A 24,051-nucleotide genomic window follows, 5' to 3' on the forward strand; every position below is an offset into this window, starting at 1 on the left:
GGCGCAACCATTCCGCGGGGTGTTGCCGGGGTCGGTGAGCCCTCCCGGTGAGGTGATAACACGGTGTGATCAAATCGGTAGGCTGGGTCTGGCTTTCCGGGCCGCTCCCGTCCCCACATCCTGGAGTGCAGATGAGGTATGCAGAGTCGATCGTCGACGTGGTCGGCGAGACACCGCTGGTCAAGCTGAACCACGTCACCGAGGGCATCGAGGCGACCGTTCTGGTCAAGGTCGAGTACCTCAACCCCGGCGGGTCGGTGAAGGACCGGATCGCCCGCAAGATCATCGACGCGGCCGAGGAGGAGGGACTTCTCAAGCCAGGCGGCACGATCGTCGAGCCCACCTCCGGCAACACCGGGGTGGGGCTGGCACTGATCGCCCAGCAACGTGGCTACCGCTGCGTCTTCGTCCTCCCCGACAAGGTCGGCCAGGACAAGATCAACGTGCTCACGGCATACGGCGCCGAGGTCGTGGTGACTCCCACCTCCGTCCCGCCGGAGCACCCCGACTCCTACTACAACGTCAGTGACCGGCTGGTGGGTGAGATCGAGGGGGCCTACAAGCCGAACCAGTACCAGAACCTCAACGGCCCGCTGAGCCACTACGAGTCCACCGGGCCGGAGATCTGGCGGGACACCGACGGCACGGTCACCCACTTCGTCGCCGGTGTCGGCACCGGCGGCACGATCAGCGGCACGGGACGGTTCCTCAAGGAGGCCAGCGAGGGCCGGGTCCGCGTCGTCGGGGCCGACCCGGAGGGCTCGGTCTACTCCGGCGGCACCGGCCGACCCTACCTGGTCGAGGGCGTTGGTGAGGACTTCTGGCCGGGTGCCTACGACCCGTCCGTCCCCGACGAGATCATCCCGGTCAGCGACGCCGACAGCTTCGCCATGACCGTGCGGCTGGCCCGGGAGGAGGGTCTGCTCGTGGGCGGGTCCTCCGGCATGGCCGTAGTGGCCGGGCTGCGCGCGGCGCAGGACCTGGGGCCCGACGACGTCGTGGTCATCCTGCTCCCCGACGGCGGCCGCGGCTACCTGGGCAAGATCTTCAACGACGCGTGGATGCGCAGCTACGGATTCAGCGCCGTCGCGCAGGAGAAGACGGTCGGCGACGTGCTCAGCGCCAAGACCGGCCGGATCCCCGACCTGGTGCACGTCCACCCCTCCGACACGGTGCGCGACGCGGTCCAGATCATGTCCGAGTACGGCGTCTCGCAGTTGCTCGTGCTCGGCGCCGAGCCCCCGGTCGTGATGGGGGAGGTCGTCGGCGGACTGGAGGAGAAGGACCTGCTCGATGCGGTGTTCCACGGGTCCGCGCAGATGACCGACGCGGTGTCCACCGTCGTCGGCCCGCCGCTGTCGCTGATCGGCATCAACGACACCGTGTCGGCCGCGCGGGAAGCATTGGCCGACGTGGATGCGTTGTTGGTGACGGAGGGCGGCAAGCCGGTGGCTGTGCTGACCCGTCCCGACCTGCTGACCTTCCTCTCGGAGTGATATTGCGTGGCTGCTGACCAGACGCCCGACCCCGGCCCGACGACCGACGCCGACAACAGCACGGAGGGCGACCGGACGAATCCGGCGACCCGCGACGGCGGGTTCGCCACCCGCGCGATCCACGCCGGTCAGGCTTTCGACCCGACGACGGGGTCGGTGATCCCGCCGGTGTACCAGACCTCGACCTTCGTGCAGACGCACGTGGGCGGGTTGCGCGGGGGCTATGAGTACGGCCGCGGGACCAACCCGACGCGCGACTCGCTGCAGGAGCTGGTGGCCAGCCTGGAGGGTGGCCGCCACGGGCTCTCCTTCGCGACCGGGCTGGCGGCCGAGGACGCCCTGCTGCGGGGGCTGTTGACGCCCGGTGACCACGTCCTCATGGGCAACGACGTCTATGGCGGCACGCACCGGCTGGTTCGTCAGCTCCTGGCCCCCTGGGGCATCGGGTTGAGCACCGTGGAGATGGGCGACGTCGACGCCGTGCGTGCCGCGATCCGCCCGGAGACCCGGATGCTGTGGCTGGAGACCCCCAGCAACCCGTTGATGAAGATCACCGACATCGCGGCGGTGGCCGAGGTCGGCCGCGAGGCCGGCCTGGTCGTGGTCGTGGACAACACCTTCGCCTCACCGGCCCTCCAGCAGCCGCTCGGCCTGGGCGCCCACGCCGTGGTGCACTCGGCGACCAAGTACCTCGGTGGGCACTCCGACATCCTCGGGGGACTGGTCGTCACCACCGACGACGAGATCGCCGAGAAGGTCGGGTTCCTGCAGTTCGCCGCCGGCGCGGTCTCGGCTCCGTGGGAGGCGTTCCTGACGATCCGCGGCATCAAGACGCTGCCGCTGCGGATGGAGCGCCACAGCCGCAACGCCACGGCCGTGGCCCAGGCGCTGGTGGGGCACCGCGGCGTCGAGCGCGTCTACTACCCGGGCCTGGCAGACCACCCCGGCCACGAGGTTGCAGCCCGGCAGATGAGCGGCTTCGGCGGGATGGTCTCCCTCGCGCTCGCCGGCGGCGCCGACGCCGCCCGCACCTTCGCCGAGTCGACCCGTGTCTTCCAGCTCGCCGAGTCCCTGGGCGGGGTCGAGTCGCTGGTCAACTACCCGGCCGAGATGACCCACGCCTCGGTGCGCGGCACCGAGCTGGAGGTCCCGGTCAACATCATCCGGCTCTCCGTCGGCATCGAGGAGGAGGCCGACCTGGTCGCCGACATCCTCCAGGCCCTCGACCGCCTCTGACTCACCCCGCAGGATTCTCGGGTCACCCTGTGTGTCAGGCCGGTGGGTGGACGTCGAGGACCCAGGGCTTGGTGGCGCCGCGGCGCTCGTGCAACTCGACCCGGAACCGGGCCGGCGAGCATCCCGGCCAGGGCCGTCGGCGTGCGCGGGTCCACCGCGGAGACGCACAGGGCCCGGGTGACCAGGCCGCGGGTGTGCTTGGCCATGTGTGTCGCGCCGGGCACCCGGATCTGGACCCAGCGGCCGGCGAGCTCGCCCTGCGGGACCCACGCCGCGGCATACGTGCTTGAGCGGCAGTCCACCACCAGGCCGCGCCCGCGCGAGCCGGGGGCATCTCCCGCGCCAGCGGCTCCCGCCAGTGGGCCGCCACCGGCCCCAGGCCGGGGAGGTTCACGGCCATCGACAACCGGTAGGGCGCGACCTTGTCGCTCAGCCGCAGCGCGCCGTAGAGGGCGGACTGGACCACGCACCCGGCGTTGACGCGCGCCGCCGCGACCCGGGATCCAGGGTCGGCAGGTTGAGGGCGTCGTAGAGGACGCCGGTGTAGAGGTCGGGACACGCTGCAGCGGCGGGCGCCGACCGCGAGCCGGGTGTTGCGGGCGATCTCCTCCGCCAGGTTGGGGCTGACCCCGAGGACCGTCGGCCGCGTCGGGCCGGGCGCTGGCCTGACGCCAGGGCCTCCGCCGCCTGCTGCCGGGGCAGCGCCAGGGCGGGCATCGACAGCTGCGAGGGGTCCAACGGGTTGCCCGCGGGTGCGGGTCGACTTGGTCTCCGAGGGAGGCAGCAGGATCAGCACGGCTGCAGCCTAGATACCCCCGCCACGAGCGCGGCCGCGCGGGCTGTCCTGACGGGGCACTGCATAGGGTGGCCGGTATGGCGCAACGATCGACGACGATGTCCGGAGACGCCCGAGCGGCGGAGGCGACCCGCGGGTTGGAGGAGGCGTTCGCCCGGATCCGGGAGGAGGCCGAGGTCCGCGAGGAGTTCCCGCAGGAGGTGCTCGCGGCCGCCCAGCAGGCTGTCGCCGACCCGGACCTGCCGGAGCAGGACGAGCGCGGACGTCGAGTTCATCACGATCGACCCGCCCGGGTCCATGGACCTGGACCAGGCCATGCACATCGAGCGCGCACGGCGAGGGCTACCGGGTGCGGTACGCCATCGCGGACGTGCCCGCGTTCGTGGAGCCCGGCGGGGTCCTGGACGCCGAGGTGCGGCTGCGCGGGCAGACGATCTACTGCCCGGACACCCGGGTCCCGCTGCACCCGACCGTGCTCAGCGAAGAGGCAGCCAGCCTGCTGCCGGAGGTCGACCGTCCGGCCTTCGTCTGGGACATCGTGATCGACGCGGAGGGCAAGCGGGAACAGGCCGAGGTGCACCGGGCGATGGTGCGCAGCCGGCGGCGCTACACCTACGAGGAGGTCCAGCAGTTGGTCGACTCGGGGGAGGGTGAGGAGACGCTCCTGCTGCTCAAGGAGGTCGGCCTAGCTCCGCATCGCGCCGGGAGTCCGCCCGCGGGCGGCGCCAGCCTGCCGATGCCCGAGCAGGAGGTGCAGGTCGACGAGGACGGCCACTACACGCCTGCGGCTGCGCCCGCTGCTGGAGGCGGAGGACTGGAACGCCCAGATCTCGCTGCTCACCGGCATCGTCGCCGCCGAGATCATGCTGGAGGGCGCGGTGGGGATCCTGCGCACCATGCCGCCCGCCGAGCAGCGTGACCTCGACCGGTTCCGCAGACAGGCCCGGGCGCTCGGCATCGACTGGCCGAAGGGAATGGCCTACGGCGACTTCCTGCGCACCCTGGACCGGGACGAGCCGAAGCACCTGGCCCTGATCCACGACGCGACGTCCCTGTTCCGGGGCGCCGGCTACACCCCGTTCGACGGGGAGCTGCCCGAGCAGCAGGAGCAGGCCGCGATCGCGGCGCCCTACACCCACGTGACAGCCCCGCTGCGGCGCCTGGTCGACCGGTTCTCCCTGGTGGTCTGCGAGGCACTGACCCACGGCGAAGACGTCCCCGGGTGGGCCCGGGAGGCGCTGCCGGAGCTGCCCGGAGATCATGCAGAACTCGGACCGGCAGGCCAAGTCGGTGGAACGGGCCTGCACCGACGCGGTCGAGGCCGCGGTGCTGCGGCACCGGGTCGGGGAGGTGTTCGACGCGGTGGTCGTCGACGAGGGCAAGGACTCCCTGGTCGTCCAGGTCACCGACCCCGCGGTCAGCGCGGTCGCCACGGGCCAGGCACAGGTCGGGGACCGGGTGCGGGTCGAGCTCACCCTGGCCGACGTCACCCAGCACCTGGTCCGCTTCGTGGTCCGCGAGGTCGTCGACCAGGAATGAGCGCACCCCTGCCACGGGTCGTCGCGACCGACTGCGACGGCACCCTGCTCCGCCCCGACGGCACCGTCTCGGCGCGGACCCGCGAGGTGCTGGCCCGGCTCGAGAAGGCCGGCAGCACGGTGATCCTGGTCACGGCACGCCCGCCGCGGTGGATGCACGAGCTGGCCGATGTGGTCGGCGGCCACGGCATCGCACTGTGCGGCAACGGCGCCTTCACGTATGACGTGTCGCGCCGCCGTGTCGTCCGTCACCGGCTGCTGCGGGTCGAGGTGGTCAGGGACCTGCTCGGCGAGATCCGGGCCGCGCTGCCGGACGTCACCTTCGCCCTGGAGAGCCTGGAGGGCTTCGCCCGGGAGCGGGCGTTCCAACGGGCCTCCGGACGCCGGGACGCCGAGTGGCTGGTGGGCACCGTCGAGCAGATGCTGGCACACCCACCCGGCAAGATCCTGGTCCGGCACCCCGACTGGCCGGTGGACCAGTTGCGCGACCGGGTCGCGGCCGTCGTCGGTGCGCGCGCGGAGGTGTCGCACTCCGGCGCCGCGGGGCTGACCGAGATCGCGGCGACCGGGGTGACCAAGGGTCTGGCGCTGGCCGACTGGTGCGCCGAGCACGACGTGCCGCCGGAGCAGGTCTGGGCCTTCGGGGACATGCCCAACGACCTGCCGATGCTCTCCTTCGCGGGCCGCTCGTTCGCGGTGGCCAATGCCCACCCCGACGTGCTGGCAGCGGCGACGGACCGTGCCCCGGCCAACCACGACGACGGCGTGGCGACCGTCCTCGAGCAAGCTCTCGCACTCCGGTAGGTTCGCCACCACGACCCCTACCGGCCCGTCACTGGAGGCGCCATGTCCGTCCTGTCCGCACCTCACCGCCGCCCTGTCGTCCGGAGCCGATCGAGGTCGTCGACCTCACCGCTCCGCTGAGCAGCGAGACGCCGCTGCTGGAGCTGCCGCCGGAGTTCGGCCAGACCGCCAGGTTCGAGCTGGAGGAGATCAGCCGCTACGACGATCGCGGCCCGGCCTGGTACTGGAACAACTTCCGCACCGGCGAGCACACCGGCACCCACTTCGACGCCCCGAACCACTGGGTGACCGGCAAGGACCTGGCCGACATCGGCTCGGTCCCGGTGCGCGCGTTCGTGGCGCCGGCGATCGTGCTGGACGTCACCGCACAGGTGGCGGCAGACCCGAACTTCCTGATCGAGCGCGAGCACCTGCGAGGCCTTCGCCGCCGAGCACGGGGGCCTGCCCGACGGGCGGCTGGCTGCTGTGCCGCACCGGGTGGTCGACCCGGGTCACCCAGGAGGAGATGATCAACAACACCGAGACGGGCCCGACGAGCCCGGGCATGTCGGCCGAGTGCGCCCGGTGGGTCGCCGAGGAGTCGCCGCTGCAGGGGATCGGGGTGGAGACCGTCGGCACCGACGCCGGCGCAGCGCACTCTTTCGACCCCGCGTTCCCGTGCCACTCGTTCCTGATGGGCAACGGCAAGTACGGCCTGGCCCAGCTGCAGAACCTCGACCACGCTGCCGCCGACCGGGGCGGTGATCCTCGCCTCGCCGCTGAAGATCGTCGGCGGCTCCGGGCTCGCCGGCCCGCGTGGTCGCCCTCGTCGAGCGCTGAGCCGTGGCACGTCGCGCGAGGCCGTCGGTCGGACCCTGGTCGCGGCCGGGGTCGACCACGTCTTCGGCGTCGTCGGGTCGGGCAACTTCCACGTCACCAACGCGATGGTGGCCGCGGGTGCGCGGTTCGTCGCGGCCCGGCACGAGGGCGGTGGGCGCCACGATGGCCGACGCCTACGCCCGCACCTCCGGGCGACCCGCGGCGCTCACCGTGCACCAGGGGTGCGGGCTGACCAACGCGATGACCGGGATCGCCGAGGCCGCCAAGTCCCGCACGCCGCTGGTCGTGCTCGCCGCCGGAGGCGACCCTCGCCGCTGTCCAACTTCCACGTGGACCAGGAGGCGCTGGCCCGCGCGGTCGGCGCCGTTCCCGGTCCGCGTCGACCGACCCCGCGTATGCCGTGGAGCAGGCGGCTCGCGGCCGTCGCCACCGCGGTGCACCAGCGGCGCGACGGTGCTGCTCAACCTGCCGCTGGAGGTCCAGGCCGCAGCACGTCCCCGACGGTGCCCGGCGCTCGGGGCTCGCCCCGGCGTCGAGCGACCGCCCCGAGCGGCTGCGCCCGTCAGCGGATGACGTGGAGCGGCTGGCAGCCGCGCTCCTGCGAGTCGCGCCGGCGGCCGGTCTTCGTGGCCGGCCGCGGCGGCCGATCCCCCGCGGCGCGCGACGCGCTGAGTCGACGTTGGCCGACGCGGGCCGGTGCGCTGCTGGCCACCTCCGCGGTCGCCAAGGGGCTGTTCGCACGAGCACCCGTGGTCGCTCGACGTCTCGGGCGGATTCTCCTCACCGCTGGCGGCCGAGCTGATCGCCGACGCCGACCTGATCGTCGGCTGGGGTTGCGCGCTGAACATGTGGACGATGCGGCACGGGCGCCCTGATCGGCCGACGGACGCCACCGTCGTGCAGGTCGACGACACCGCCGGGCGCCCTCGGCGCCCACCGGGAGCTGACCTTCGGGGTGCACGGTGACGTGGCCGCCACGGCCCTGGCCGTGACCGAGGCGCTCGGCGGGCCGCTCACCGAAGCGGCAGGTGAGCCGGCGGACGGTGGCGGGCGGACGGCATACGGCTATCGGTCCCCCGCCCTGCGGGAGCGGCTGGCGTCCTCGCTGCGGCTGGCGCGACGTGCCCTACGAGGACACCGTCCGCCAGGACGGCCGGATCGACCCGCGCACCCTGCACCATCGCGCCTGGACGACCTGCTGCCGCGGGAGCGGGTGGTCGGCGGTCGACTCGGGCAACTTCATGGGCTACCCGAGCATGTTCCTGTCGGTGCCCGACGAGCAGGGCTTCTGCTTCACCCAGGCGTTCCAGTCGATCGGGCTCGGGCTGGCCACCGCGATCGGGGCGGCGCTCGCCCAGCCCGACCGGCTGCCGGTCGCGGCGCTGGGGGACGGCGGGGCTGCTGATGGCGCGCGGCCGAGCTCGACACCGTGCGCCGGCTGGGGCTGCCGATGGTGGTGGTGGTCTACAACGACGACGCCTACGGCGCCGAGGTGCACCACTTCGGGCCCGATGGTCACCCGCTCGACACCGTCACCTTCCCGGAGACCGACATCGCCGCCGATCGCCCGCGGCTACGGGTTCACCGGGGTCACGGTGCGCGCCGCCGAGGACCTCGCGGGCGGTCGCTGGCCTGGCTTGAGGGCCCACGGGACACCCCGCTGCTCATCGACGCCAAGGTCGTCGCCGACGAGCCCTCGTGGTGGCTCGAGGAGGCCTTCCGCGGGCCACTGACCGGCTATCCTGTCCCGGTGGATGAGTCGGTCAGGCGACCGCGTCGAGCCCTCCGGGGACTCGCCGAGGAACGTCCGGGCTCCACAGGGCACGGTGGTGGCTAACAGCCACCCGGGGTGACCCGCGGGACAGTGCCACAGAAAACAGACCGCCCCCGGTCCGCCGGGGGTAAGGGTGAAACGGCGGTGTAAGAGACCACCAGCGCGCCGGGTGACCGGCGCGGCTCGGTAAACCCCACCGGGAGCAAGACCAGACAGCACGCGTTCGAGGGCGGCCCGCCCGAGCGTGCGGGTAGGTCGCTGGAGGCGTCTGGCAACAGGCGTCGTAGATGGATGGTCGCCCCCGCCGCAGTGCCGGCAACGGCGCGGCGGGACAGAACCCGGCGTATCGACCGACTCATCCACCCATCAGGTCGGCAGGAGCCTGGTGCGCAGGTCCGCCAGCACGTCCTCGCCGGCGCCCGCGCCGGCCAGGTAGGCGGGCACCCCGCCGTGTTCGTCCTCGATCCACGCCAGGGTCTCCCGGAGCAGCGCGGCGGGGGAGTGGGCCAGCACCTCCAGGATGTTGTCGGTGACCGGCACCCGCAGCCGCCGCATCTTGCGCACCATCCGGTCGGTCCATTCGCCCGCGAGGTTGGCCTCGGTCGCCGCGTAGTCGGCCAGCACCGTGTCCGCGTCCACGTCCAGGGCCCGGAGCACGAGGGCGACGACCAGCCCGGTGCGGTCCTTGCCCGCGGTGCAGTGCACCAGGACGGGCCGGTCGCTCCCCGCGATCACCCGGACCGCACGCCCCAGGTCGGCCCGGTGCTGGGTGAGAATGCTGTGGTAGATGCCGCGCAGCTCGATGGTCTCCGGGTCCCGGTTCAGCGGGCTGCCCGCCATCGGGATCGGCAGGTGGCGGACCCCGGTGCCACGCAGCCGGTCCCGCCCGCCGACCCGTCGGTCCAGGTCGGAGCGCAGGTCGATCACGGTGCCGATGCCCAGGTCCCGCAGCGTCCGGCGCCCCTCCCGTGTCAGCCGGTGCAGGGCGTCCGAGCGGTAGAGCCGTCCCGGGCGCAGCGCCCCCGGCGCGACCTCCCGAAAGTTGTGCGTCCCGGCGACCTCGAGTCGGCCTCCGTCCGGGTCCGGTGTCATGGCCAGGACTCTAGACTGGGCCGGTGATGTCGACGATACGCGAACCCTCCCGCGAGGAGATCCGCCGCTGGCGGCAGTACCTCGCCGACGAACGAGCCGAGGGGCAGGTCTACCGCGACCTGGCCCGCCGGCGGCACGGCGAGGAGCGCGAGATCCTGCTGGGGCTGGCCGAAGCGGAGAAGCGCCACGAGGCGCACTGGTTGGAGTTGTTGGGGGACCAGGTGGGCAGCCCCGTCGCGCCGAGCCTGCGCAACCGGGTGCTGGGATTCCTGGCCCGCCGCTTCGGCTCGGTGTTCGTGCTGGCGATGGCGCAGAACGCCGAGGCCCGCACCCCCTACATCGAGGACGAGGACGCCACGGCCCAGATGGCCGCCGACGAGGTCATCCACGAGGAGGTGCTGCGGGGACTGGCCGCCCGGAGCCGGGCCCAGATGTCGGGCAACTTCCGGGCCGCGGTGTTCGGCGCCAACGACGGGCTGGTCTCCAACCTGGCCCTGGTGATGGGGATGGCCGCGACCGGCGTGGGCACCAGCATCGTGATCGCCGCCGGGGTGGCGGGGCTGCTGGCCGGCGCGATGTCGATGGGGGCGGGGGAGTACATCTCGGTCCGCTCGGCGCGCGAACTGCTCGCGGCCTCCCACCCCAGCGACGAGGCCCGGAACGCCGTCCCCCAGTTGGACCTCGAGGAGAACGAGCTCTACCTGGTCTACCGCTCCCGGGGGATGGACCCGTTGGAGGCGGTGGCCCGGGCGCAGCGTGTGATGCAGGCGGTCAAGAACAGTCCCGGGCTGGCCCTGCCGCCCGGTGCGATGCCGGACGCACCGGCGGATGTCGACCCCGACGAGGTGGTCGGCAACGGGTGGCACGCCGGGATCTCCAGCTTCTGCTTCTTCGCCAGCGGCGCGGTCATCCCGATCCTGCCGTTCGCCGTGGGGCTGACCGGGATCACCGCCCTCGCGGTGGCCGCGGTGCTCGTCGGGCTGGCGCTGCTGACCACGGGCGCCATCGCCGGGGTGCTTTCCGGTGCGCCGTCGTTGCTGCGCGGCCTGCGCCAGCTGGCCATCGGCTACGGCGCCGCGCTCGTGACCTACCTGCTCGGGCTGCTGTTCGGAGCCGCCGGCGTCGGGTGACGCCGGCGCGGCTACAGCCGGGTGGCCCCGGCCCCCCGCAGGTCGAGCACCTCCAGCCCACCCTCGGCGCCGAAGTTGCCCACGTGGCCCAGCAGCATCCCGCGGCCGGTGTCGTTGAGCAGCCCGTCATGGATCGGGACCGCCCGCGGCGCCCCGATCCGCCGGAGGAACCCGACGGTGTCGGCCACCCGCGACCACGGGGCCATCAGCGGCACCAGCACGACGTCCACCTCACCGGGCTCGGCGTCCAGCGCGTCACCGGGGTGGAACACGGTCGGCTCATCCGCGGCGCGGACCACCAGACCCAGGTTGTGGATGCGGGGGACGTACTCGTGGATCGTCGCGTGCAGGTCGCCGACCGGCGTGATGTCCACGGTGCCGACCTGCACGGTCTCGCCTGACGACATACGGCTGACCCGGTCCCCGTGCTCCTCCTGCTGCTGCGCCGCCGTCTCCGGCTCGAGCCACACCCGTGCCTCCGGGTTGGCTGCCAGTAGGGCGCCGAACCGTGCCGGGTCGAGGTGGTCGGGATGCTGGTGGGTGACCAGCACCGCCGTCACGTCGCGCACGTCCTCGAAGTCGGAGAAGGTGCCGGGGTCGATGAGGATGCGTTGGTCGGCCGCCTCGAGCAGCACGCACGAGTGGCCCAGGTGGGTCAGTTCCATCACCCCAATGTATGCCGTGGGGCGCGGCCGCGGGCAGGTGGCGGGGTCCACGTACGATGGGGCCCCGTGGAATTCCTTGGTGGCACCGAGCCGATGCACGACCTGACCTACAACGACGTCTTCATGGTCCCGTCCCGGTCGGCGGTGACCTCCCGCTTCGACGTGGACCTCACCACCCCGGACCAGGTCGGCACCACGATCCCGCTGGTCGTCGCCAACATGACCGCGGTCTCGGGCCGCCGGATGGCCGAGACGGTGGCGCGCCGCGGTGCGGTGGCGATCCTGCCGCAGGACATCCCGGTGCACGCCGTCGACGAGACCGTCAGCGCGGTGAAGGCCTCACACCCGGTCTACGAGACCCCCATCACGATCAGCCCCGACGCGCCCGTGGCCGAGGTGCTCTCGCTGATGGGCAAGCGCGCCCACCGGGCCGCGGTCGCGGTCGAGGGGGACCGGCCCGTCGGTCTGGTGACGGAGGCGGCCTGCCAGGGGGTCGACCGGTTCGCCCAGATCCGGGACGTGATGGTGGAGCCGTCGGTCACCATCACCGAGGGCACCGACCTGCGCGAGGCGTTCGACGCCCTCGAGGGGGCCCACATCGGCATCGCCCCCGTCCTGGACGGCGACCGCCTGCTCGGCGTCGCGACCCGGACCGGGCTGTTGCGCTCGGCCCTCTACACCCCGGCCCTGGACGCCCAGCGCCGGCTGCTCGTGGGCGCCGCGGTGGGGATCAACGGCGACGTCGAGGGCAAGGCGCGCGCACTGCTGGGCAGCGGTGCCGACGTGTTGGTCGTCGACACCGCACACGGCCACCAGGAGAAGATGATCGAGGTGCTGCCGCTCGTCGTCGCGGTGCGCGACGAGCACGAGGACGCGACCGGGGTGCGCGTGCCCGTCGCGGCCGGCAACGTGGTCTCGGCCGACGGCGCGCGCGACCTCGTCGCGGCCGGCGCCGACATCGTCAAGGTGGGCGTGGGGCCGGGGGCCATGTGCACCACCCGGATGATGACCGGGGTGGGCCGCCCCCAGTTCTCGGCCGTCCTGGAGTGTGCCGCGGCGGCCAAGGAGGTCGGCGCCCACGTCTGGGCGGACGGGGGCGTGAAGTATCCCCGCGACGTCGCCCTCGCGCTCGCAGCCGGGGCCGGCAGCGTGATGATCGGCTCCTGGTTCGCCGGGACCTACGAGAGCCCCGGGGACCTGCTGCGCGACGGTGACGGTCGGCTCTACAAGGAGAGCTTCGGGATGGCGTCTGCCCGGGCGGTGAGCAACCGGACCCGCGACTACTCGGCCTTCGACCGGGCCCGGCAGGCGCTGTTCGAGGAGGGGATCTCCTCCTCCAAGATGTACCTCGACCCGGCCCGCCCGGGCGTCGAGGACGTCATCGACCAGATCGTCTCGGGCGTGCGCAGCGCCTTCACCTATGCCGGGGCCTCCTCCATCGGCCAGTTCCACTCCCGCGCGGTCGTCGGCATCCAGGGTGCCGCGGGCTACGACGAGGGCCGGCCCCGCCACACGTCGTGGTGACGGACCCGGCATACGGTCCGGTCCGGCCCCGCCGGGGGGTCTGAGCCGTGCCCCAGGTGCGGGCCTCCGCGTTCGTCCCGGTGCCGCCGGAGGTGGCGTTTGCCGTCTCGCAGACGACCGGCGAGGTGCGGTTGCGCTGGGACCCCTTCATCCGGCACCAGGAGCTGCTCGACGCCGAGGCGCCCGCGAAGGGCGTGCGCACCCTGACCCGGGCCCGGGTGGGCCCGAGGATGGTCTCGGAGTACGTCTCCTACCGGCCCCCGACGTCCGTGGGGATGACCATGGTGACCGGGCCCTGGTTCTTCGACTCCTTCGGGGGTGGCTGGCGGTTCGCCCCGGCGTCGCGGGACGGCGTGGAGGGCACTGAGGCGGTGTGGAAATACACGTATGCCGTGCGTCCGGCCCTCCTGCGTCCGGTCGCCGAGCCGATCGGTCAGTGGCTGCTGGGACGGGAGATCCGGGCCCGGATCGAGGCCTTCGCCCGGGCCTGCGAGGACCCCGAGGTGCTGCGGGCCGCGGGCTACTAGCCGGTCAGGCGAGACCGTCGCGGTGGGCGGCGAGCCAGGCGGCCCCGATGATCCCGGCGTCGTTGCGCAACTGGGCGGCCACAATGGGGGCGCGCAGGTGCAGCAGTGGCAGGAACTTGTCGGCCTTCTTGGACACCCCGCCCCCGACCAGGATCAGGTCGGGCCACAGCAGGTTCTCCACGTGGCTGTAGTAGCGCTGCAACCGGGCGGCCCAGTCCTCCCAGGACAGGTCCTCCTCCTCGCGGATGCTCGAGGCGGCGCGGGTCTCGGCGTCGTGACCGTCCAGCTCCAGGTGCCCGAGCTCGGTGTTGGGCAGCAGCTCGCCGCCCAGGAACAGGGCGGACCCGATGCCGGTGCCGAGCGTCGTCATCAGGACGACCCCCTCGTTGCCTCGGCCGGCACCGAAGTGCATCTCGGCCGCGCCTGCCGCGTCGGCATCGTTGACCACCGTCACCGACCGACCGAGGGCCTCGCCGAACAGTCGCTCGGCGTCCGTGCCGATCCAGGACTTGTCGATGTTGGCGGCCGATCGCACCACCCCGTGGTGGACGACCGCCGGGACGGTGATGCCCACCGGGGAGTCCGGGGCCAGGTCGTCGGCGAACTGCTGCACCACCTCGGCGACCACCTCGGCCACGGCGGCCGGGGTCGAGTTCTCCGGTGTGTCGATGCGGTGCCGGTCGGTGGCGAACTCGCCCTTGACCAGGTCCACGGGGGCACCTTTGATGCCGCTGCCGCCGATGTCGATGCCGAGGATGGGGGTGGTGGCCACGCCGTGCTCCTTCGTCGTCTGGGTGTGCCGGACGAGCAAAGCCTAGGGGAGGGTGAGGATCTCGTTGCCGGTCTCGGTGATCAGGATGGTGTGCTCGAACTGCGCGGACCGTGTGCCGTCCGCGGTCAGGATGGTCCATCCGTCGTCCCAGGAGTACCAGTCGGGGGTGCCCAGGTTCAGCATCGGCTCGATGGTGAAGGTCATCCCCGGCTCGATGACGTCGTCGTAGTCCGGCGCGGCGTCGTAGTGCGGGATGACCAGGCCGGAGTGGAACGACTGGCCGACGCCGTGGCCGGTGTAGTCGCGCACCACGCCGTAGCCGAACCGCTTGGCGTAGGCCTCGATGACCCGCCCGATGACGTTGACCTGGCGCCCGGGGACCGCCGCCCTGATGCCACGCATCATGGCCTGCTCGGTGCGTTCCACCAGCAGCCGCGACTCCTCGGCGACGTCGCCGACCAGGAAGGTCGCGTTGTTGTCGCCGTGCACCCCGCCGATGAAGGCCGTGATGTCGACGTTGACGATGTCACCGTCCTGCAGCGGCCGGTCGTCCGGGATGCCGTGGCAGATCACCTCGTTGACCGAGGTGCACAGCGACTTCGGGAACCCCCGGTAGCCGAGGGTGGAGGGGTAGGCGCCGTGGTCCAGCAGGAACTCGTGGCCGACCCGGTCGATCTCGTCGGTGGTCACCCCCGGCTGCGCGGCCCGGCCGCACTCGGCGAGCGCCTGGGCCGCGATCCTGCAGGCCACCCGCATCGCCTCGATGGTCTCCTGGTCCTTGACCTCCGAGCCCTCGAAGGGGGCCGGAGCCGGCCGGTCGACATACTCGGGCCGGGCGATGCTCGGGGGGACGGCCCGACGGGGACTCACCGTGCCGGGGGCAAGACTTGCGTAGGAGGTCGGCATACGGTGAGTTTAGGTGCCCGGGTCTGCGGCCAGGAGCCGGACCGCGACGGGACCCGACCGGAGGAGGACACGATGCCGTACTGGTTCAACGTCAACACCCGCGAGGTCGTGGAGCACAGCGACCCCGAGCGACCCAAGGGCGAGAGCCTCATGGGACCCTACGACACCGCCGAGGACGCGTCCGCCGCGCTCGAGACGGCGCGCAAGAAGACGGAGGCATGGGACGAGGAGGACCGCCAGGAGGCGCAGTGGCGCACCGGTGACGCCGACGCCGACGGGTGGGACAACAACCCGTTGAACGGCTGACGCGCCGTCAACTTCCCCTGCGAAGCGCAGGATTATCGGGTGACCTGATAGTCCTGTGGCGCGTGGGACTCAGCCGCTGAAGCGGGCCAGCGCGCCCTCCCAGCGGCGGCGCAGCTCCTCGGCGGGGGCGTCCGGTGCCAGGTGCTCGTGGCGCAGGCTGAGTCGGGTGCCCTCCTCGTGGGGGGCGAACTGCAGGTCCACCACGGTCGCGGGGGCGTCGGGGTCGGCGTGCCAGGACACGCGGATCTGCTCGCCGGGGTGGTAGCTGCGGGTCACGCCGTAGGTGCCGTCGGCGGCCCGCCACGGCTCGCCCTTGCCCCCGAGTCGGGCGCCCTCGCCGAGCAGCGCCTCGATGCCCGACGGGGTGATCAGTCGGCGCCAGAGGTCGTCGACCCCGTGCGCGGTGATGTGGTGGACCTCAATGGCGGATTCCCCGGCGTCGGTGCTCGCGTCGGCGGTCTGGCTCTCGGTCATGCAGTGCCTCCTGGTGTGGGCCCACCGACCGTGCCCGGTGGGCAGCTGCTGGTGCGACCAGCCCACCACCGGATCGCCCCGCGCGCAACCCCCTCCGAGCAGGTTCCTGGCGCTCAGCGCTGGATGTAGTTGACCAGCTGCTCGCGCTCCTCCTGGAGCTCGTCGATCCGGTGCTTGACGATGTCGCCGATGCTCACGATCGCGGTGAGCCGCCCCTCCTGGAGGACCGGCAGGTGCCGGACCCGGTGGTCGGTCATCCGTTGTGCCAGCTCCTCCAGCGCGTCATCCGGGACGCAGGTGTGGACGTCGGCCGTCATCAGTTCGGCGACCGGCAGCGACAGGGCCCCCGGGCCGTCGCTGTGCAGCCGGCGCACGACGTCGCGCTCGCTGACGATGCCGGACAGGCTGGCGCCCTCGTCGTCGCTGACCACGACGGCTCCGATGCCGTGCTCGGCGAGCAGCGCCAGCAACGTCGTGACGTCGGCGTCCGATCGGATGGTCACGACCTGGTCGCCCTTGCGGCGGATCACCTCACGGATACGCATTCTCAGACGGTAGTCCGTTCCGGCAGTGGCCGCCAGGGTCCTGTCGGCTTTGTGACACGTCCGAGACCGGAGCCCCCCTGTCGGCGTCCCGCCGTGCCAACGTGGCGGCGACCAGGCCCAGCGCGTTGCTGCCCAGGTGCAGACCCGCCGGGGCGAGCAGACTCCCGGTGCGGCGCCGGAGCCAGCCGAACACCGCGCCGGCGACCGCGGTCGTGAGCAGCGCCTCACCGACCGCCGCGGCGGGTCGTCCCCGGCCGCGCGGCCCGCGCCGGGCCGTCTCCACGTGCCAGAGCGCGAAACAGGCCGTCTGCCAGGCAGCCGCCGCGCGAGGCGGCAGCGCCCGACGGGCGAGGGCGTCCAGGACCCCGCGGAAGATCAGCTCCTCGGCAAGCACCGTCCCCAGCGGGATATGCACCAACAGTTCCGCTGCCAGCGGCCCCCGCGGCGGGTCGGGTGCGGCGGCGGCGAGGGCCGCACGGGCGGCGGGCAGCGCCCACGCGAGCCCGTATGCCGTGCCCGCGCCGCCGAGCGCCAGCCCGCCGGCCGCGAGCCCGGCGGGCAACCGGGCGGGGGACAGGCCCAGGTCGGCGGGGGGCACCCCACCGGTGCGGGCGAGGGCGAGCAGGCCCGTCGCGGCGGCGACTCCGGCCCCGGTGCGGACGGCGGGTCGGTCGGGGAGGCGGGGCACCGCGAGGTTGCCCCACGCCAGCGTGCCCGCGGACGCGGCCGTCAGCACCGCCAGCTCCCGCGTCCGGACCACACCGGTGACCGTAGCGCCTCCTCCCGGCCACACGGCATACGGCAGGATGTGCGCATGGATCGTCAGCAGGAGTACGTGCTTCGCACCATCGAGGAACGTGACATCCGGTTCGTCCGGCTCTGGTTCACCGACGTGCTGGGCGCGCTGAAGTCCGTGGCTGTCGCGCCCGCCGAGCTGGAGAACGCCTTCAGCGAGGGGATCGGCTTCGACGGCAGCGCCATCGAGGGGTTCACCCGGGTCTACGAGGCGGACATGATCGTGCGCCCCGACGCCAGCACCTTCCAGACCCTGGCCTGGCGGGGCGACCACCACGGGACCGCCCGCATGTTCTGCGACATCCTGATGCCGGACGGCAGCCCGGCCGGCTCGGACCCGCGCCACGTGCTCAAGCGCGCCCTGGACGCGGCGGCGGAGGCCGGCTTCACCTTCTACACGCACCCGGAGATCGAGTTCTACCTGTTCAAGGAGCCCTACGTCTCCGGCCAGCCGCCGGTGCCGCTGGACCAGGCCGGCTACTTCGACCACGTCGCCCGCGGCGACGGCCACGACTTCCGCCGCGCGGCCATCACGATGCTGGAGCAGATGGGGATCTCGGTGGAGTTCAGCCACCACGAGGGCGGCCCGGGCCAGAACGAGATCGACCTGCGCTACGCCGACGCACTGTCCACGGCGGACAACATCATGACGTTCCGCACGGTGGTCCGGGAGGTGGCGCTGCGGCACCAGGCGCTACGCCTCGTTCATGCCCAAGCCGCTCGCCGGTCAGCCCGGGTCCGGGCATGCACACCCACGTGTCGCTGTTCGAGGGCGACACGCAACGCCTTCTACGAGCCCGGGGCGTCACTACGAGCTGAGTCAGACGGGGCGCCGGTTCATCGCCGGGCTCCTGCGTGCACGCCCGGGAGATCTCGGCCGTGACCAACCAGTGGGTCAACTCCTACAAGCGGATCTGGGGCGGCGCGGAGGCGCCGGCCCACGTCTGCTGGGGCCACAACAACCGCAGTGCCCTGGTCCGGGTGCCGATGTACAAGCCGGGCAAGGGACAGTCCAGCCGGGTCGAGATCCGGTCCCTGGACTCGGCGTGCAACCCCTACCTGTCGTTCGCGCTGCTCATGGCGGCCGGCCTCAAGGGGATCCAGGAGGGCTATGAGCTGCCGCCCGAGGCCGAGGACGACGTGTGGGCCCTCACCGACAACGAGCGGCGTGCCATGGGGATCGCCGACGCTGCCCGCAGTCGCTGTCGGAGGCCATCGCCGTGATGGAGGACAGCGAGCTGGTCGCCGAGACGCTCGGGGAGGCACGTCTTCGACTTCTTCCTGCGCAACAAGCAGCAGGAGTGGGAGCGACTACCGGGCGCAGGTCACCCCGTTCGAGCTCGATCGGTACCTGGAGCGGCTGTGACCGCGGGCCGGCCCCCCGGACCCACCGGCGGGGACCTGGCACGGGGCGGCTTCGCGGACGCGCGGCGGGCCTCGGGCCTGCTGGAGGAGCTGTCCGCCGCTGTCCCGGCCATGGAGACCGGGTCGTTGGTGCGGGAGCTGGGCGCGGTCGCCGACCCCGACCTGGCGCTGCTGGGGCTGGTCCGGCTGCAGGAGTCTGACCCCGGTCTGGCGCGAGCTGATCGGGACGTCGGGCACCCGCAGGGAGCGGCTGCTGGCGGTGCTCGGCGCCTCCACCGCCCTGGGAGACCACCTGATCCACCACCCGGAGCAGGTCCCGGACATCGCCGAGCCGCCACCCCGGGGCCACTGGGCCGGTCGCACCACGCAGGAGGCCTTCACCCAGCGGCTGCTCGACGGGGTGGGCGCGACCTGGGCGGCCGGGCGGCCATGGACGCGCTGCGCGTCGGGTACCGCCGGGAGCTGGCCGCGCATCGCCGTCGAGGACCTCACGGCCGCCGACGCCACCGAGGAGCTGCCGGTGGTCGCGGCGGCCCTGGCCGACCTGGCGGGCGCCGCGCTGGAGGTCGCGGTCGCGGCTGGCGCGCGGACGAGGAGCCGGACTCCGACGCGGGTGCGCCTGTCTCGCGTCATCGCAATGGGCAAGACGGGTGGCCGCGAGCTGAACTACATCAGCGACGTCGACGTGATCTTCCTTGCGGGTGCCGCCGACGGGGGCGACGAGGACCGCGCGGTGCGGGTGGGGGCCCGGCTTGGCGACGGCCGTCATCCGGATCTGCGGCGCAGGCCACCGCGGAGGGCAGCCTGTGGCCGGTCGACGCCGCGCTGCGGCCCGAGGGCAAGCAGGGGCCGCTGGTCCGCGTCGCTGGCCTCGCACCGGGAGTACTACCAGCGGTGGGCCAAGACCTGGGAGTTCCAGGCGCTGCTCAAGGCGCGGCACGCCGCGGGGGACGAGGACCTGTCGCGGGAGTGCGCTCGACCTGGTGGCAGCCGCTGGTCTGGTCCGCCTCCAGCGCGGGACGGGTTCGTCGACGAGCGTCCAGGCGCATGCGTCGCCGCGTCGACGGAGCACGTGCCGACGGCCGAGGCGGACCGTCAGCTGAAGCTCGGACCGGGCGGACTGCGGGACATCGAGTTCAGCGTGCAGCTGCTGCAGCTGGTGCACGGCCGGGCCGACGAGTCGCTGCGCTCCGAGACCACCCTCGAGGCGCTCGCCGCGCTGCGGCGACGGCGGCTACGTGGGACGGGACGACGCCGCGGCCCTCGACGCGGCCTACCGGTTGCTCCGAGTGCTGGAGCACCGCATCCAGCTGTACCGGCTGCGGCGCACCCACCTGATGCCGTCGGACGGAGGCTGACCTGCGTCGGCTCGGGCGATCCCTGGGCGAGCGGCGCGGACGCGGCCACGGCCATCGTCGCAGCGGTGGCGCGGACAGCAGCGCGAGGTGCGCCGGCTGCACGAGCGTCTCTTCTACCGACCGCTGCTGGCGGCGGTCGCCCGGCTGTCCACCGACGAGCGTGCGCTTGTCGCACCGACGCCGCCACGGACCGGCTTGTCGGCGCTGGGCTTCCGGGACCCGGCCGGGCGCGGTGCGGCACCTCGGAGTCGCTCACCGACGGGGGTCAGCCGCGCGGGCCACCATCCAGCGGCACCTGCTGCCGGTCATGCTCGGCTGGTTCGCCGACGGCGCCGACCCGGACGCCGGGCTGCTCGCGTTCCGGCAGATCAGCGACACCCTGGGCACCACCCACTGGTACCTGCGGATGCTGCGCGACGAGGGGTCGGCGGCCGAGCGGCTCGCCCACGTGCTGTCCACCAGCCGGTATGCCGTGGACCTGCTGATCCGGTCCCCGGAGTCGGTCGCCCTGCTGGGTGACGCGCGGGGTCTGGCCAGGCTGGACCTGGCGACGCTGCGCAGCCGCCTGCTGGCGGCGGCCGGTCGTCACGAGGGGCGGGACGAGGCGTTCCAGGCGGTCCGCACGGTGCGCGCCAGGGAACTGCTCCGGATCGTGCTTGCCGACCTCGTCGGGGAACTGGACGACGCCCAGGTCCGTGCGTCGCTGAGCGGCCTGACCGAGGCCCTCCTCGAAGCGGGGCTGCAGGTGGCCACCCGCGCCGTTGTCGGCGAGGACGACCCGCTGGTCCGGATCCTGGTGGTCGGGATGGGGCGGCTCGGTGGGGCCGAGCTGGGGTACGCCAGCGACGCCGACGTCATGTATGTCTTCGAACCGGTCACCGAGGGGGTCGACGGGGCGGCGGAGCAGGCCCTGGCGATCGTGACCGAGCTGCGCAAGGGACTCACCGGCAACGGGCCCGACCCGGCGCTGGAGCTGGACGCCACGCTGCGCCCCGAGGGCAAGAGCGGGCCGTTGGTGCGCAGCCTGGACTCCTACCGCACGTACTACCAGCGCTGGTCGGCCGGGTGGGAGTCACAGGCGCTGCTGCGGGCCCGGCCGGTCGCGGGGGACCCCGACCTGGGGACCCGGTTCGTCGAGCTCATCGAGCCGCTCCGGTGGCCGCCGGAGGGGATCGACGCCAGGGCGGTCCGCGAGGTCCGCCGGCTCAAGGCCCGGATGGAGGCCGAGCGCCTCCCGCGCGGTGCCGACCCGCGGACGCACTTCAAGCTCGGCATGGGCGGTCTGACCGACGTCGAGTGGGTGGTGCAGCTGCACCAGCTGCGGCACGCCCACGAGCTGCCGGGATTGCGCACCACCAGCACCCTCGACGCCCTCGACGCCCTGGTCGAGGCGGGCCGGGTCGCCGACGCCGACGCGGCGGTGCTGCGCCGGTCCTGGGTGCTGGGGTCCCGGCTGCGCGACGTCGGGGTGCTGTGGCGCGGGCGCCCGGTCGACTCGGTGCCCAGCCACCTGAGGGACGCCGAGGGGATCTGTCGGGTGCTGGGCCGACCGCCCGGGTCGGGGAGCACGCTGGCCGAGGAGTGGCGCCGGGGTGCACGCCGCGCCCGCCAGGTCGTGGAGCGACTGTTCTACGAGGCGCCGCCGGGAACGGCCGCGTCGCCGCGCACTTCGGGCCGTCGCCGTTCGTAGGATGGTCCGGTGACCCCCGACACCCGCACCCCCTCCGGCGCCGCCGGCGCCGAGGAGGAGCAGGCGGGTCTGCTGCTGGTGCGCGGTGCCCCGCCGGAGGTGTCCGCGTGGGCGCGCCGCGGCGTCGTGCCCGTCACCGTCGCGCCGCTGCCGGGCTGGACGGCGGTGCTGCCCAACGGCCCCTCCCTGGCCGGAGCGCCCTACGACGACGCGCTGACGGTCCTGGCCGCCCGGCACGTCTCACCCAAGATCGGCCCGGCCCTCGGCTTCTTCGCGATCGGGGGGCGGGCCGTCATCACCGTGCAGACCCGTTCGCTGCGGCGGCGGATCCGGTGGGTGGTGTGGGATCCCACCCGTGGGATCCAGCGGCCGCCGGACCTCGAGGTGGCACCGCCGAGCATGCTCCTGCGGGTCGCCGGCGGGGGCTCCAAGCGCGAGCTCGTGGAGATCCTGGCCGAGCGCCATCTGGCGCCGCACAAGCTGCTGGCCGCCATCACGGCGGTGCTCGAGCTGCCAGGGGGGCGGCTGCTTATCGACCGGGGCGGGGTGGACGACCTGGCCGGGGCGATCGACCGCGAGCCCTCCGGCGCGGAGGTCGCCTACTTCGAGGACGCGGTGCGCGATGCCGTGCTGCTGCGCCGGGAGCTGGAGTTGGAGGCGTGAGCGGGCCCCTCACTCTGCTCCCCGCGGTCGACGTCGCCGGAGGTCGCGCCGCCCAGGTGGTGGGTCGGGGCGACACCGACCCGTATGCCGTGGCCCGCGGCTGGGTGGACCAGGGCGCCCGGTGGGTCCACCTGGTCGACCTGGACCTCGCCTTCGGCAGGGGACAGAACGCCGCCCAGCTGGCCGACATCGTCCAGGCCCTGCCGGTGCCGGTCCAGCTCTCCGGAGGTCTGGCCGACGATGAGTCCCTGACGGCCGCACTGGGCACCGGCGCGGCCCGGGTCGTGCTCTCCAGCGCGGCGCTGCGCGATCCCGGCTGGGTCCGCGACGCGGTGCGGTCCGATCCCGATCGCGTGGCGGTCGGCGTCGACGTGCACGGTGCGGAGGTGGTGGCCCGCGGCACCGAGGCGCGGTTGGGCCCCCTGGACGACGTGCTGGGGGCGCTGTCCTCGGTGGGGTGCCGCACCTACGTCGTCGCCGACGCGGCCCGTGACGGGCGGCGGCACGGCGCCGACACGGCGCTGTTCCAACGGGTCGCCGAGGCCGTCTCCGGCGGGGTCATCGCCTCCGGCGGCGTCGCCTCGCTGGCCGACCTGACGCGGTTGGCCGCGCTGCGCGACGCGGGAGTCACGGGGGTGGTGCTCGGCTCCGCCCTGTACCACGGGGCGTTCACCCTGTCCGAGGCCCTGGAGACGGCGGCGGGGGTGTCCTCGTGAGCGGAGATCGGTTCGTCGGCCACGATCCCGCGCGGGGCCACGACACCGCGGGGGTGCCGTGGGCCGGCCGGACGCTGACCGGCAGCGGGTTCGACGACGACACCGGCACCGCGGACGCCGCGCTGACGGACGCCCTGGCGGCATTGCGTGCCGCGGGACGGTCGCAGGGGGAGGGACCGTCGCCCGAGGACGAGCGGGACCTGGTGCAGGCGGTGGCCGCGGCCCGCCTGCTGGTGCCGGTGGTCGCCGTGCCCGGCGAGACCGCGCAGTCCGCCACGACCGGCCTGGCGGCCGACGCCTCCAGCGACATGGCCGCCGTCACCCTGACCGCCCCCGACGGCACCCGGGCGCTGCCGGCCTTCACCGACCTGGCCGCGCTCGCCCGGTGGGACCCCCAGGCCCGCCCGGTCCCCGTGGAGGCGTCCCGGGCGGCCCAGGCCGCGGTGCAGGAGGGATGCCAGGTGATCGTGCTCGACCCCCCGCCACCCGGCACGCCGGTGGGGGAGGCGGCCCCCGCATACGTGCTGCGTGGGTCCATGGTGTGGGCCCTGGCCATGGGACGCCGCTGGTGCCCGCCGCATCAGGACCCGGCCGTCGCCGCGGCGGTCGCGGCTGCGGTCCGCGACGTGGACGCGGTCACCGGGCACGCCCTGGCTGCCGGGCCGGGCGGGGCGCTGCGCATCGAGCTGGGGCTGGTGGACGGGCTGGGGCCCGCAGTGGTGCAGGAACTGGTCACCGGCATCGGTCAGCGGATCGCCGCGGACGGCGAGGTCCGGGCCCGGATCGACGCACTGGCCTTCGGGCTCCGGGCCGGGGGGTAGCGACCGTCCGGTCCGTGTGAGGCGTCCGGAACTGCTATCCTTGTCGGGACCAGTCGTACGAACGCGCAGCCACCGGCGGTGGATGGGCGGGCGCACGACGTGCAAGAGAGGCCTAGCGCTTCCACCCGCGACGACCCCAGGGTTGCCGGGTCAAGGGTCCGCGACCGTGGGTCGCCCAGCCAGGGCGGGCACATGGTGCGTCGGCGTATCAGCCGTGGCGACACGGCATACGGCGGCTG

General features: G+C 73.3%; 26 protein-coding genes, 1 other RNA gene and 5 pseudogenes. 24 read left to right on the forward strand and 8 right to left on the reverse strand.

Annotated elements, in window-relative coordinates; all coding sequences use genetic code 11:
- Positions 1 to 131 precede the first annotated feature (131 nt).
- A complete protein-coding gene (locus tag AC1QRC_RS11240) occupies positions 132 to 1,496 on the forward strand; it encodes a cystathionine beta-synthase (RefSeq protein ID WP_484203406.1) in 1,365 nt (454 codons plus the stop codon).
- 6 nt (positions 1,497 to 1,502) lie between these two features.
- Entirely contained in the window at positions 1,503 to 2,732 is a 1,230-nt protein-coding gene (locus tag AC1QRC_RS11245; protein ID WP_484203407.1) for a cystathionine gamma-synthase, read from the forward strand.
- A gap of 34 nt (positions 2,733 to 2,766) precedes the next feature.
- Here the strand turns inward: AC1QRC_RS11245 and yaaA are convergent, their stop codons facing one another.
- Positions 2,767 to 3,528, reverse strand: a complete 762-nt coding sequence (yaaA, locus tag AC1QRC_RS11250) for a peroxide stress protein YaaA (RefSeq protein WP_484203408.1) — start codon at positions 3,526 to 3,528, stop codon at positions 2,767 to 2,769.
- A gap of 349 nt (positions 3,529 to 3,877) precedes the next feature.
- On the opposite strand from yaaA, the gene AC1QRC_RS11255 reads away from it, so the two are divergent.
- The 9 genes and pseudogenes from AC1QRC_RS11255 to rnpB all read left to right on the forward strand — a co-directional run bounded on the left by AC1QRC_RS11255 (position 3,878) and on the right by rnpB (position 8,825).
- The gene (locus AC1QRC_RS11255) at positions 3,878 to 4,447 is read left to right on the forward strand and encodes an RNB domain-containing ribonuclease (RefSeq protein WP_484203409.1); all 570 of its coding nucleotides are present in this window, start codon (positions 3,878 to 3,880) and stop codon (positions 4,445 to 4,447) included.
- Between the two features lie 341 nt (positions 4,448 to 4,788).
- Positions 4,789 to 5,067: a hypothetical protein gene (locus AC1QRC_RS11260; protein ID WP_484203410.1), complete on the forward strand. Its 279-nt coding sequence runs from the start codon at positions 4,789 to 4,791 to the stop codon at positions 5,065 to 5,067.
- Positions 5,064 to 5,870, forward strand: a complete 807-nt coding sequence (locus tag AC1QRC_RS11265) for an HAD family hydrolase (RefSeq protein ID WP_484203411.1) — start codon at positions 5,064 to 5,066, stop codon at positions 5,868 to 5,870. The genes AC1QRC_RS11260 and AC1QRC_RS11265 overlap by 4 nt, the downstream gene beginning before the upstream one ends.
- Positions 5,871 to 6,013: 143 nt before the next feature.
- Entirely contained in the window at positions 6,014 to 6,379 is a 366-nt protein-coding gene (locus tag AC1QRC_RS11270) for a cyclase family protein (protein WP_484206623.1), read from the forward strand.
- Positions 6,334 to 6,435, forward strand: a pseudogene (locus tag AC1QRC_RS11275) (cyclase family protein); the annotation flags it as partial. The gene AC1QRC_RS11270 and the pseudogene AC1QRC_RS11275, both read left to right, overlap by 46 nt.
- Positions 6,436 to 6,610: 175 nt before the next feature.
- A pseudogene (locus tag AC1QRC_RS11280) lies at positions 6,611 to 6,778 on the forward strand (hypothetical protein); the annotation flags it as partial.
- Positions 6,779 to 6,806: 28 nt separating this feature from the next.
- Entirely contained in the window at positions 6,807 to 7,262 is a 456-nt protein-coding gene (locus AC1QRC_RS11285; RefSeq protein WP_484203412.1) for a thiamine pyrophosphate-binding protein, read from the forward strand.
- 683 nt (positions 7,263 to 7,945) lie between these two features.
- Complete coding sequence (locus AC1QRC_RS11290) at positions 7,946 to 8,422, forward strand: thiamine pyrophosphate-dependent enzyme (protein ID WP_484206624.1); 477 nt, start codon at positions 7,946 to 7,948, stop codon at positions 8,420 to 8,422.
- A 22-nt stretch (positions 8,423 to 8,444) separates the two neighbouring features.
- An RNA gene (gene rnpB / locus AC1QRC_RS11295) (RNase P RNA component class A) lies at positions 8,445 to 8,825 on the forward strand.
- A gap of 4 nt (positions 8,826 to 8,829) precedes the next feature.
- Here rnpB and AC1QRC_RS11300 read toward each other — a convergent pair.
- Entirely contained in the window at positions 8,830 to 9,555 is a 726-nt protein-coding gene (locus AC1QRC_RS11300) for a tyrosine-protein phosphatase (protein ID WP_484203413.1), read from the reverse strand.
- Positions 9,556 to 9,581: 26 nt separating this feature from the next.
- Here AC1QRC_RS11300 and AC1QRC_RS11305 point away from each other — a divergent pair, with 26 nt between their 5' ends.
- Positions 9,582 to 10,685: a VIT1/CCC1 transporter family protein gene (locus AC1QRC_RS11305; RefSeq protein WP_484206625.1), complete on the forward strand. Its 1,104-nt coding sequence runs from the start codon at positions 9,582 to 9,584 to the stop codon at positions 10,683 to 10,685.
- Positions 10,686 to 10,696: 11 nt separating this feature from the next.
- On the opposite strand, the gene AC1QRC_RS11310 is transcribed toward AC1QRC_RS11305, so the two are convergent.
- Positions 10,697 to 11,350: an MBL fold metallo-hydrolase gene (locus AC1QRC_RS11310; protein ID WP_484203414.1), complete on the reverse strand. Its 654-nt coding sequence runs from the start codon at positions 11,348 to 11,350 to the stop codon at positions 10,697 to 10,699.
- Between the two features lie 66 nt (positions 11,351 to 11,416).
- Between AC1QRC_RS11310 and AC1QRC_RS11315 the strand changes: the two genes are divergently transcribed.
- Together AC1QRC_RS11315 and AC1QRC_RS11320 are read left to right on the forward strand one after the other, a co-directional pair.
- A complete protein-coding gene (locus AC1QRC_RS11315; RefSeq protein ID WP_484203415.1) occupies positions 11,417 to 12,874 on the forward strand; it encodes a GuaB1 family IMP dehydrogenase-related protein in 1,458 nt (485 codons plus the stop codon).
- 47 nt (positions 12,875 to 12,921) lie between these two features.
- Positions 12,922 to 13,401, forward strand: a complete 480-nt coding sequence (locus tag AC1QRC_RS11320) for a type II toxin-antitoxin system RatA family toxin (RefSeq protein ID WP_484203416.1) — start codon at positions 12,922 to 12,924, stop codon at positions 13,399 to 13,401.
- 4 nt (positions 13,402 to 13,405) lie between these two features.
- On the opposite strand, the gene ppgK is transcribed toward AC1QRC_RS11320, so the two are convergent.
- Positions 13,406 to 14,173: a polyphosphate--glucose phosphotransferase gene (gene ppgK, locus AC1QRC_RS11325; protein WP_484203417.1), complete on the reverse strand. Its 768-nt coding sequence runs from the start codon at positions 14,171 to 14,173 to the stop codon at positions 13,406 to 13,408.
- A 42-nt stretch (positions 14,174 to 14,215) separates the two neighbouring features.
- Positions 14,216 to 15,079 carry a type I methionyl aminopeptidase gene (gene map / locus AC1QRC_RS11330; protein WP_484203418.1) on the reverse strand — a complete coding sequence of 288 codons (864 nt, stop codon included), beginning with the start codon at positions 15,077 to 15,079 and terminating at the stop codon, positions 14,216 to 14,218.
- A gap of 3 nt (positions 15,080 to 15,082) precedes the next feature.
- Here map and AC1QRC_RS11335 point away from each other — a divergent pair, with 3 nt between their 5' ends.
- Complete coding sequence (locus AC1QRC_RS11335) at positions 15,083 to 15,385, forward strand: methionine aminopeptidase (protein WP_484203419.1); 303 nt, start codon at positions 15,083 to 15,085, stop codon at positions 15,383 to 15,385.
- 69 nt (positions 15,386 to 15,454) lie between these two features.
- On the opposite strand, the gene AC1QRC_RS11340 is transcribed toward AC1QRC_RS11335, so the two are convergent.
- From AC1QRC_RS11340 to AC1QRC_RS11350, 3 genes are all read right to left on the reverse strand, one after another.
- Complete coding sequence (locus AC1QRC_RS11340; RefSeq protein ID WP_484203420.1) at positions 15,455 to 15,859, reverse strand: SRPBCC family protein; 405 nt, start codon at positions 15,857 to 15,859, stop codon at positions 15,455 to 15,457.
- Between the two features lie 113 nt (positions 15,860 to 15,972).
- Positions 15,973 to 16,404 (reverse strand): CBS domain-containing protein, encoded by a 432-nt coding sequence (locus tag AC1QRC_RS11345; protein ID WP_484203421.1) that lies wholly within the window; start codon positions 16,402 to 16,404, stop codon positions 15,973 to 15,975.
- Positions 16,391 to 17,164 (reverse strand): lysostaphin resistance A-like protein, encoded by a 774-nt coding sequence (locus tag AC1QRC_RS11350; RefSeq protein WP_484203422.1) that lies wholly within the window; start codon positions 17,162 to 17,164, stop codon positions 16,391 to 16,393. Before AC1QRC_RS11350 ends, AC1QRC_RS11345 begins: the two co-directional genes overlap by 14 nt.
- Positions 17,165 to 17,218: 54 nt before the next feature.
- Here AC1QRC_RS11350 and AC1QRC_RS11355 point away from each other — a divergent pair.
- From AC1QRC_RS11355 to AC1QRC_RS11395, 9 genes and pseudogenes are all read left to right on the forward strand, one after another.
- Positions 17,219 to 17,881 (forward strand): annotated as a pseudogene (locus AC1QRC_RS11355) (glutamine synthetase family protein); the annotation flags it as partial.
- Between the two features lie 25 nt (positions 17,882 to 17,906).
- Positions 17,907 to 17,984, forward strand: a pseudogene (locus AC1QRC_RS11360) (hypothetical protein); the annotation flags it as partial.
- 94 nt (positions 17,985 to 18,078) lie between these two features.
- Positions 18,079 to 18,423 carry a hypothetical protein gene (locus tag AC1QRC_RS11365; protein WP_484203423.1) on the forward strand — a complete coding sequence of 115 codons (345 nt, stop codon included), beginning with the start codon at positions 18,079 to 18,081 and terminating at the stop codon, positions 18,421 to 18,423.
- A gap of 400 nt (positions 18,424 to 18,823) precedes the next feature.
- Positions 18,824 to 19,708 (forward strand): annotated as a pseudogene (locus AC1QRC_RS11370) (bifunctional [glutamine synthetase] adenylyltransferase/[glutamine synthetase]-adenylyl-L-tyrosine phosphorylase); the annotation flags it as partial.
- A gap of 94 nt (positions 19,709 to 19,802) precedes the next feature.
- Complete coding sequence (locus AC1QRC_RS11375; RefSeq protein ID WP_484203424.1) at positions 19,803 to 19,922, forward strand: [protein-PII] uridylyltransferase family protein; 120 nt, start codon at positions 19,803 to 19,805, stop codon at positions 19,920 to 19,922.
- Positions 19,923 to 20,229: 307 nt separating this feature from the next.
- A complete protein-coding gene (locus tag AC1QRC_RS11380) occupies positions 20,230 to 21,612 on the forward strand; it encodes a [protein-PII] uridylyltransferase family protein (RefSeq protein WP_484203425.1) in 1,383 nt (460 codons plus the stop codon).
- Between the two features lie 9 nt (positions 21,613 to 21,621).
- Entirely contained in the window at positions 21,622 to 22,275 is a 654-nt protein-coding gene (locus tag AC1QRC_RS11385) for a hypothetical protein (protein ID WP_484203426.1), read from the forward strand.
- Entirely contained in the window at positions 22,272 to 22,991 is a 720-nt protein-coding gene (locus tag AC1QRC_RS11390) for a HisA/HisF-related TIM barrel protein (protein WP_484203427.1), read from the forward strand. Before AC1QRC_RS11385 ends, AC1QRC_RS11390 begins: the two co-directional genes overlap by 4 nt.
- On the forward strand, positions 22,988 to 23,812 hold the full coding sequence (locus AC1QRC_RS11395) for an SseB family protein (protein ID WP_484203428.1): 825 nt from the start codon (positions 22,988 to 22,990) through the stop codon (positions 23,810 to 23,812). The genes AC1QRC_RS11390 and AC1QRC_RS11395 overlap by 4 nt, the downstream gene beginning before the upstream one ends.
- Positions 23,813 to 24,051 lie beyond the last annotated feature (239 nt).

This window comes from Ornithinicoccus sp., from assembly GCF_057176825.1.

Bases quoted from the DNA above. Each gene is read 5' to 3' on its own strand.
- AC1QRC_RS11305 (WP_484206625.1), top strand. From the start codon at position 9,582: ATGTCGACGATACGCGAACCCTCCCGCGAGGAGATCCGCCGCTGGCGG.
- AC1QRC_RS11265 (WP_484203411.1), top strand. From the start codon at position 5,064: ATGAGCGCACCCCTGCCACGGGTCGTCGCGACCGACTGCGACGGCACC.
- AC1QRC_RS11380 (WP_484203425.1), top strand. From the start codon at position 20,230: ATGCTCGGCTGGTTCGCCGACGGCGCCGACCCGGACGCCGGGCTGCTC.
- AC1QRC_RS11260 (WP_484203410.1), top strand. From the start codon at position 4,789: ATGCAGAACTCGGACCGGCAGGCCAAGTCGGTGGAACGGGCCTGCACC.
- AC1QRC_RS11345 (WP_484203421.1), bottom strand. From the start codon at position 16,404: ATGCGTATCCGTGAGGTGATCCGCCGCAAGGGCGACCAGGTCGTGACC.
- AC1QRC_RS11300 (WP_484203413.1), bottom strand. From the start codon at position 9,555: ATGACACCGGACCCGGACGGAGGCCGACTCGAGGTCGCCGGGACGCAC.
- AC1QRC_RS11240 (WP_484203406.1), top strand. From the start codon at position 132: ATGAGGTATGCAGAGTCGATCGTCGACGTGGTCGGCGAGACACCGCTG.
- AC1QRC_RS11340 (WP_484203420.1), bottom strand. From the start codon at position 15,859: ATGACCGAGAGCCAGACCGCCGACGCGAGCACCGACGCCGGGGAATCC.
- map (WP_484203418.1), bottom strand. From the start codon at position 15,079: ATGCCGACCTCCTACGCAAGTCTTGCCCCCGGCACGGTGAGTCCCCGT.
- AC1QRC_RS11310 (WP_484203414.1), bottom strand. From the start codon at position 11,350: ATGGAACTGACCCACCTGGGCCACTCGTGCGTGCTGCTCGAGGCGGCC.
- AC1QRC_RS11290 (WP_484206624.1), top strand. From the start codon at position 7,946: ATGTTCCTGTCGGTGCCCGACGAGCAGGGCTTCTGCTTCACCCAGGCG.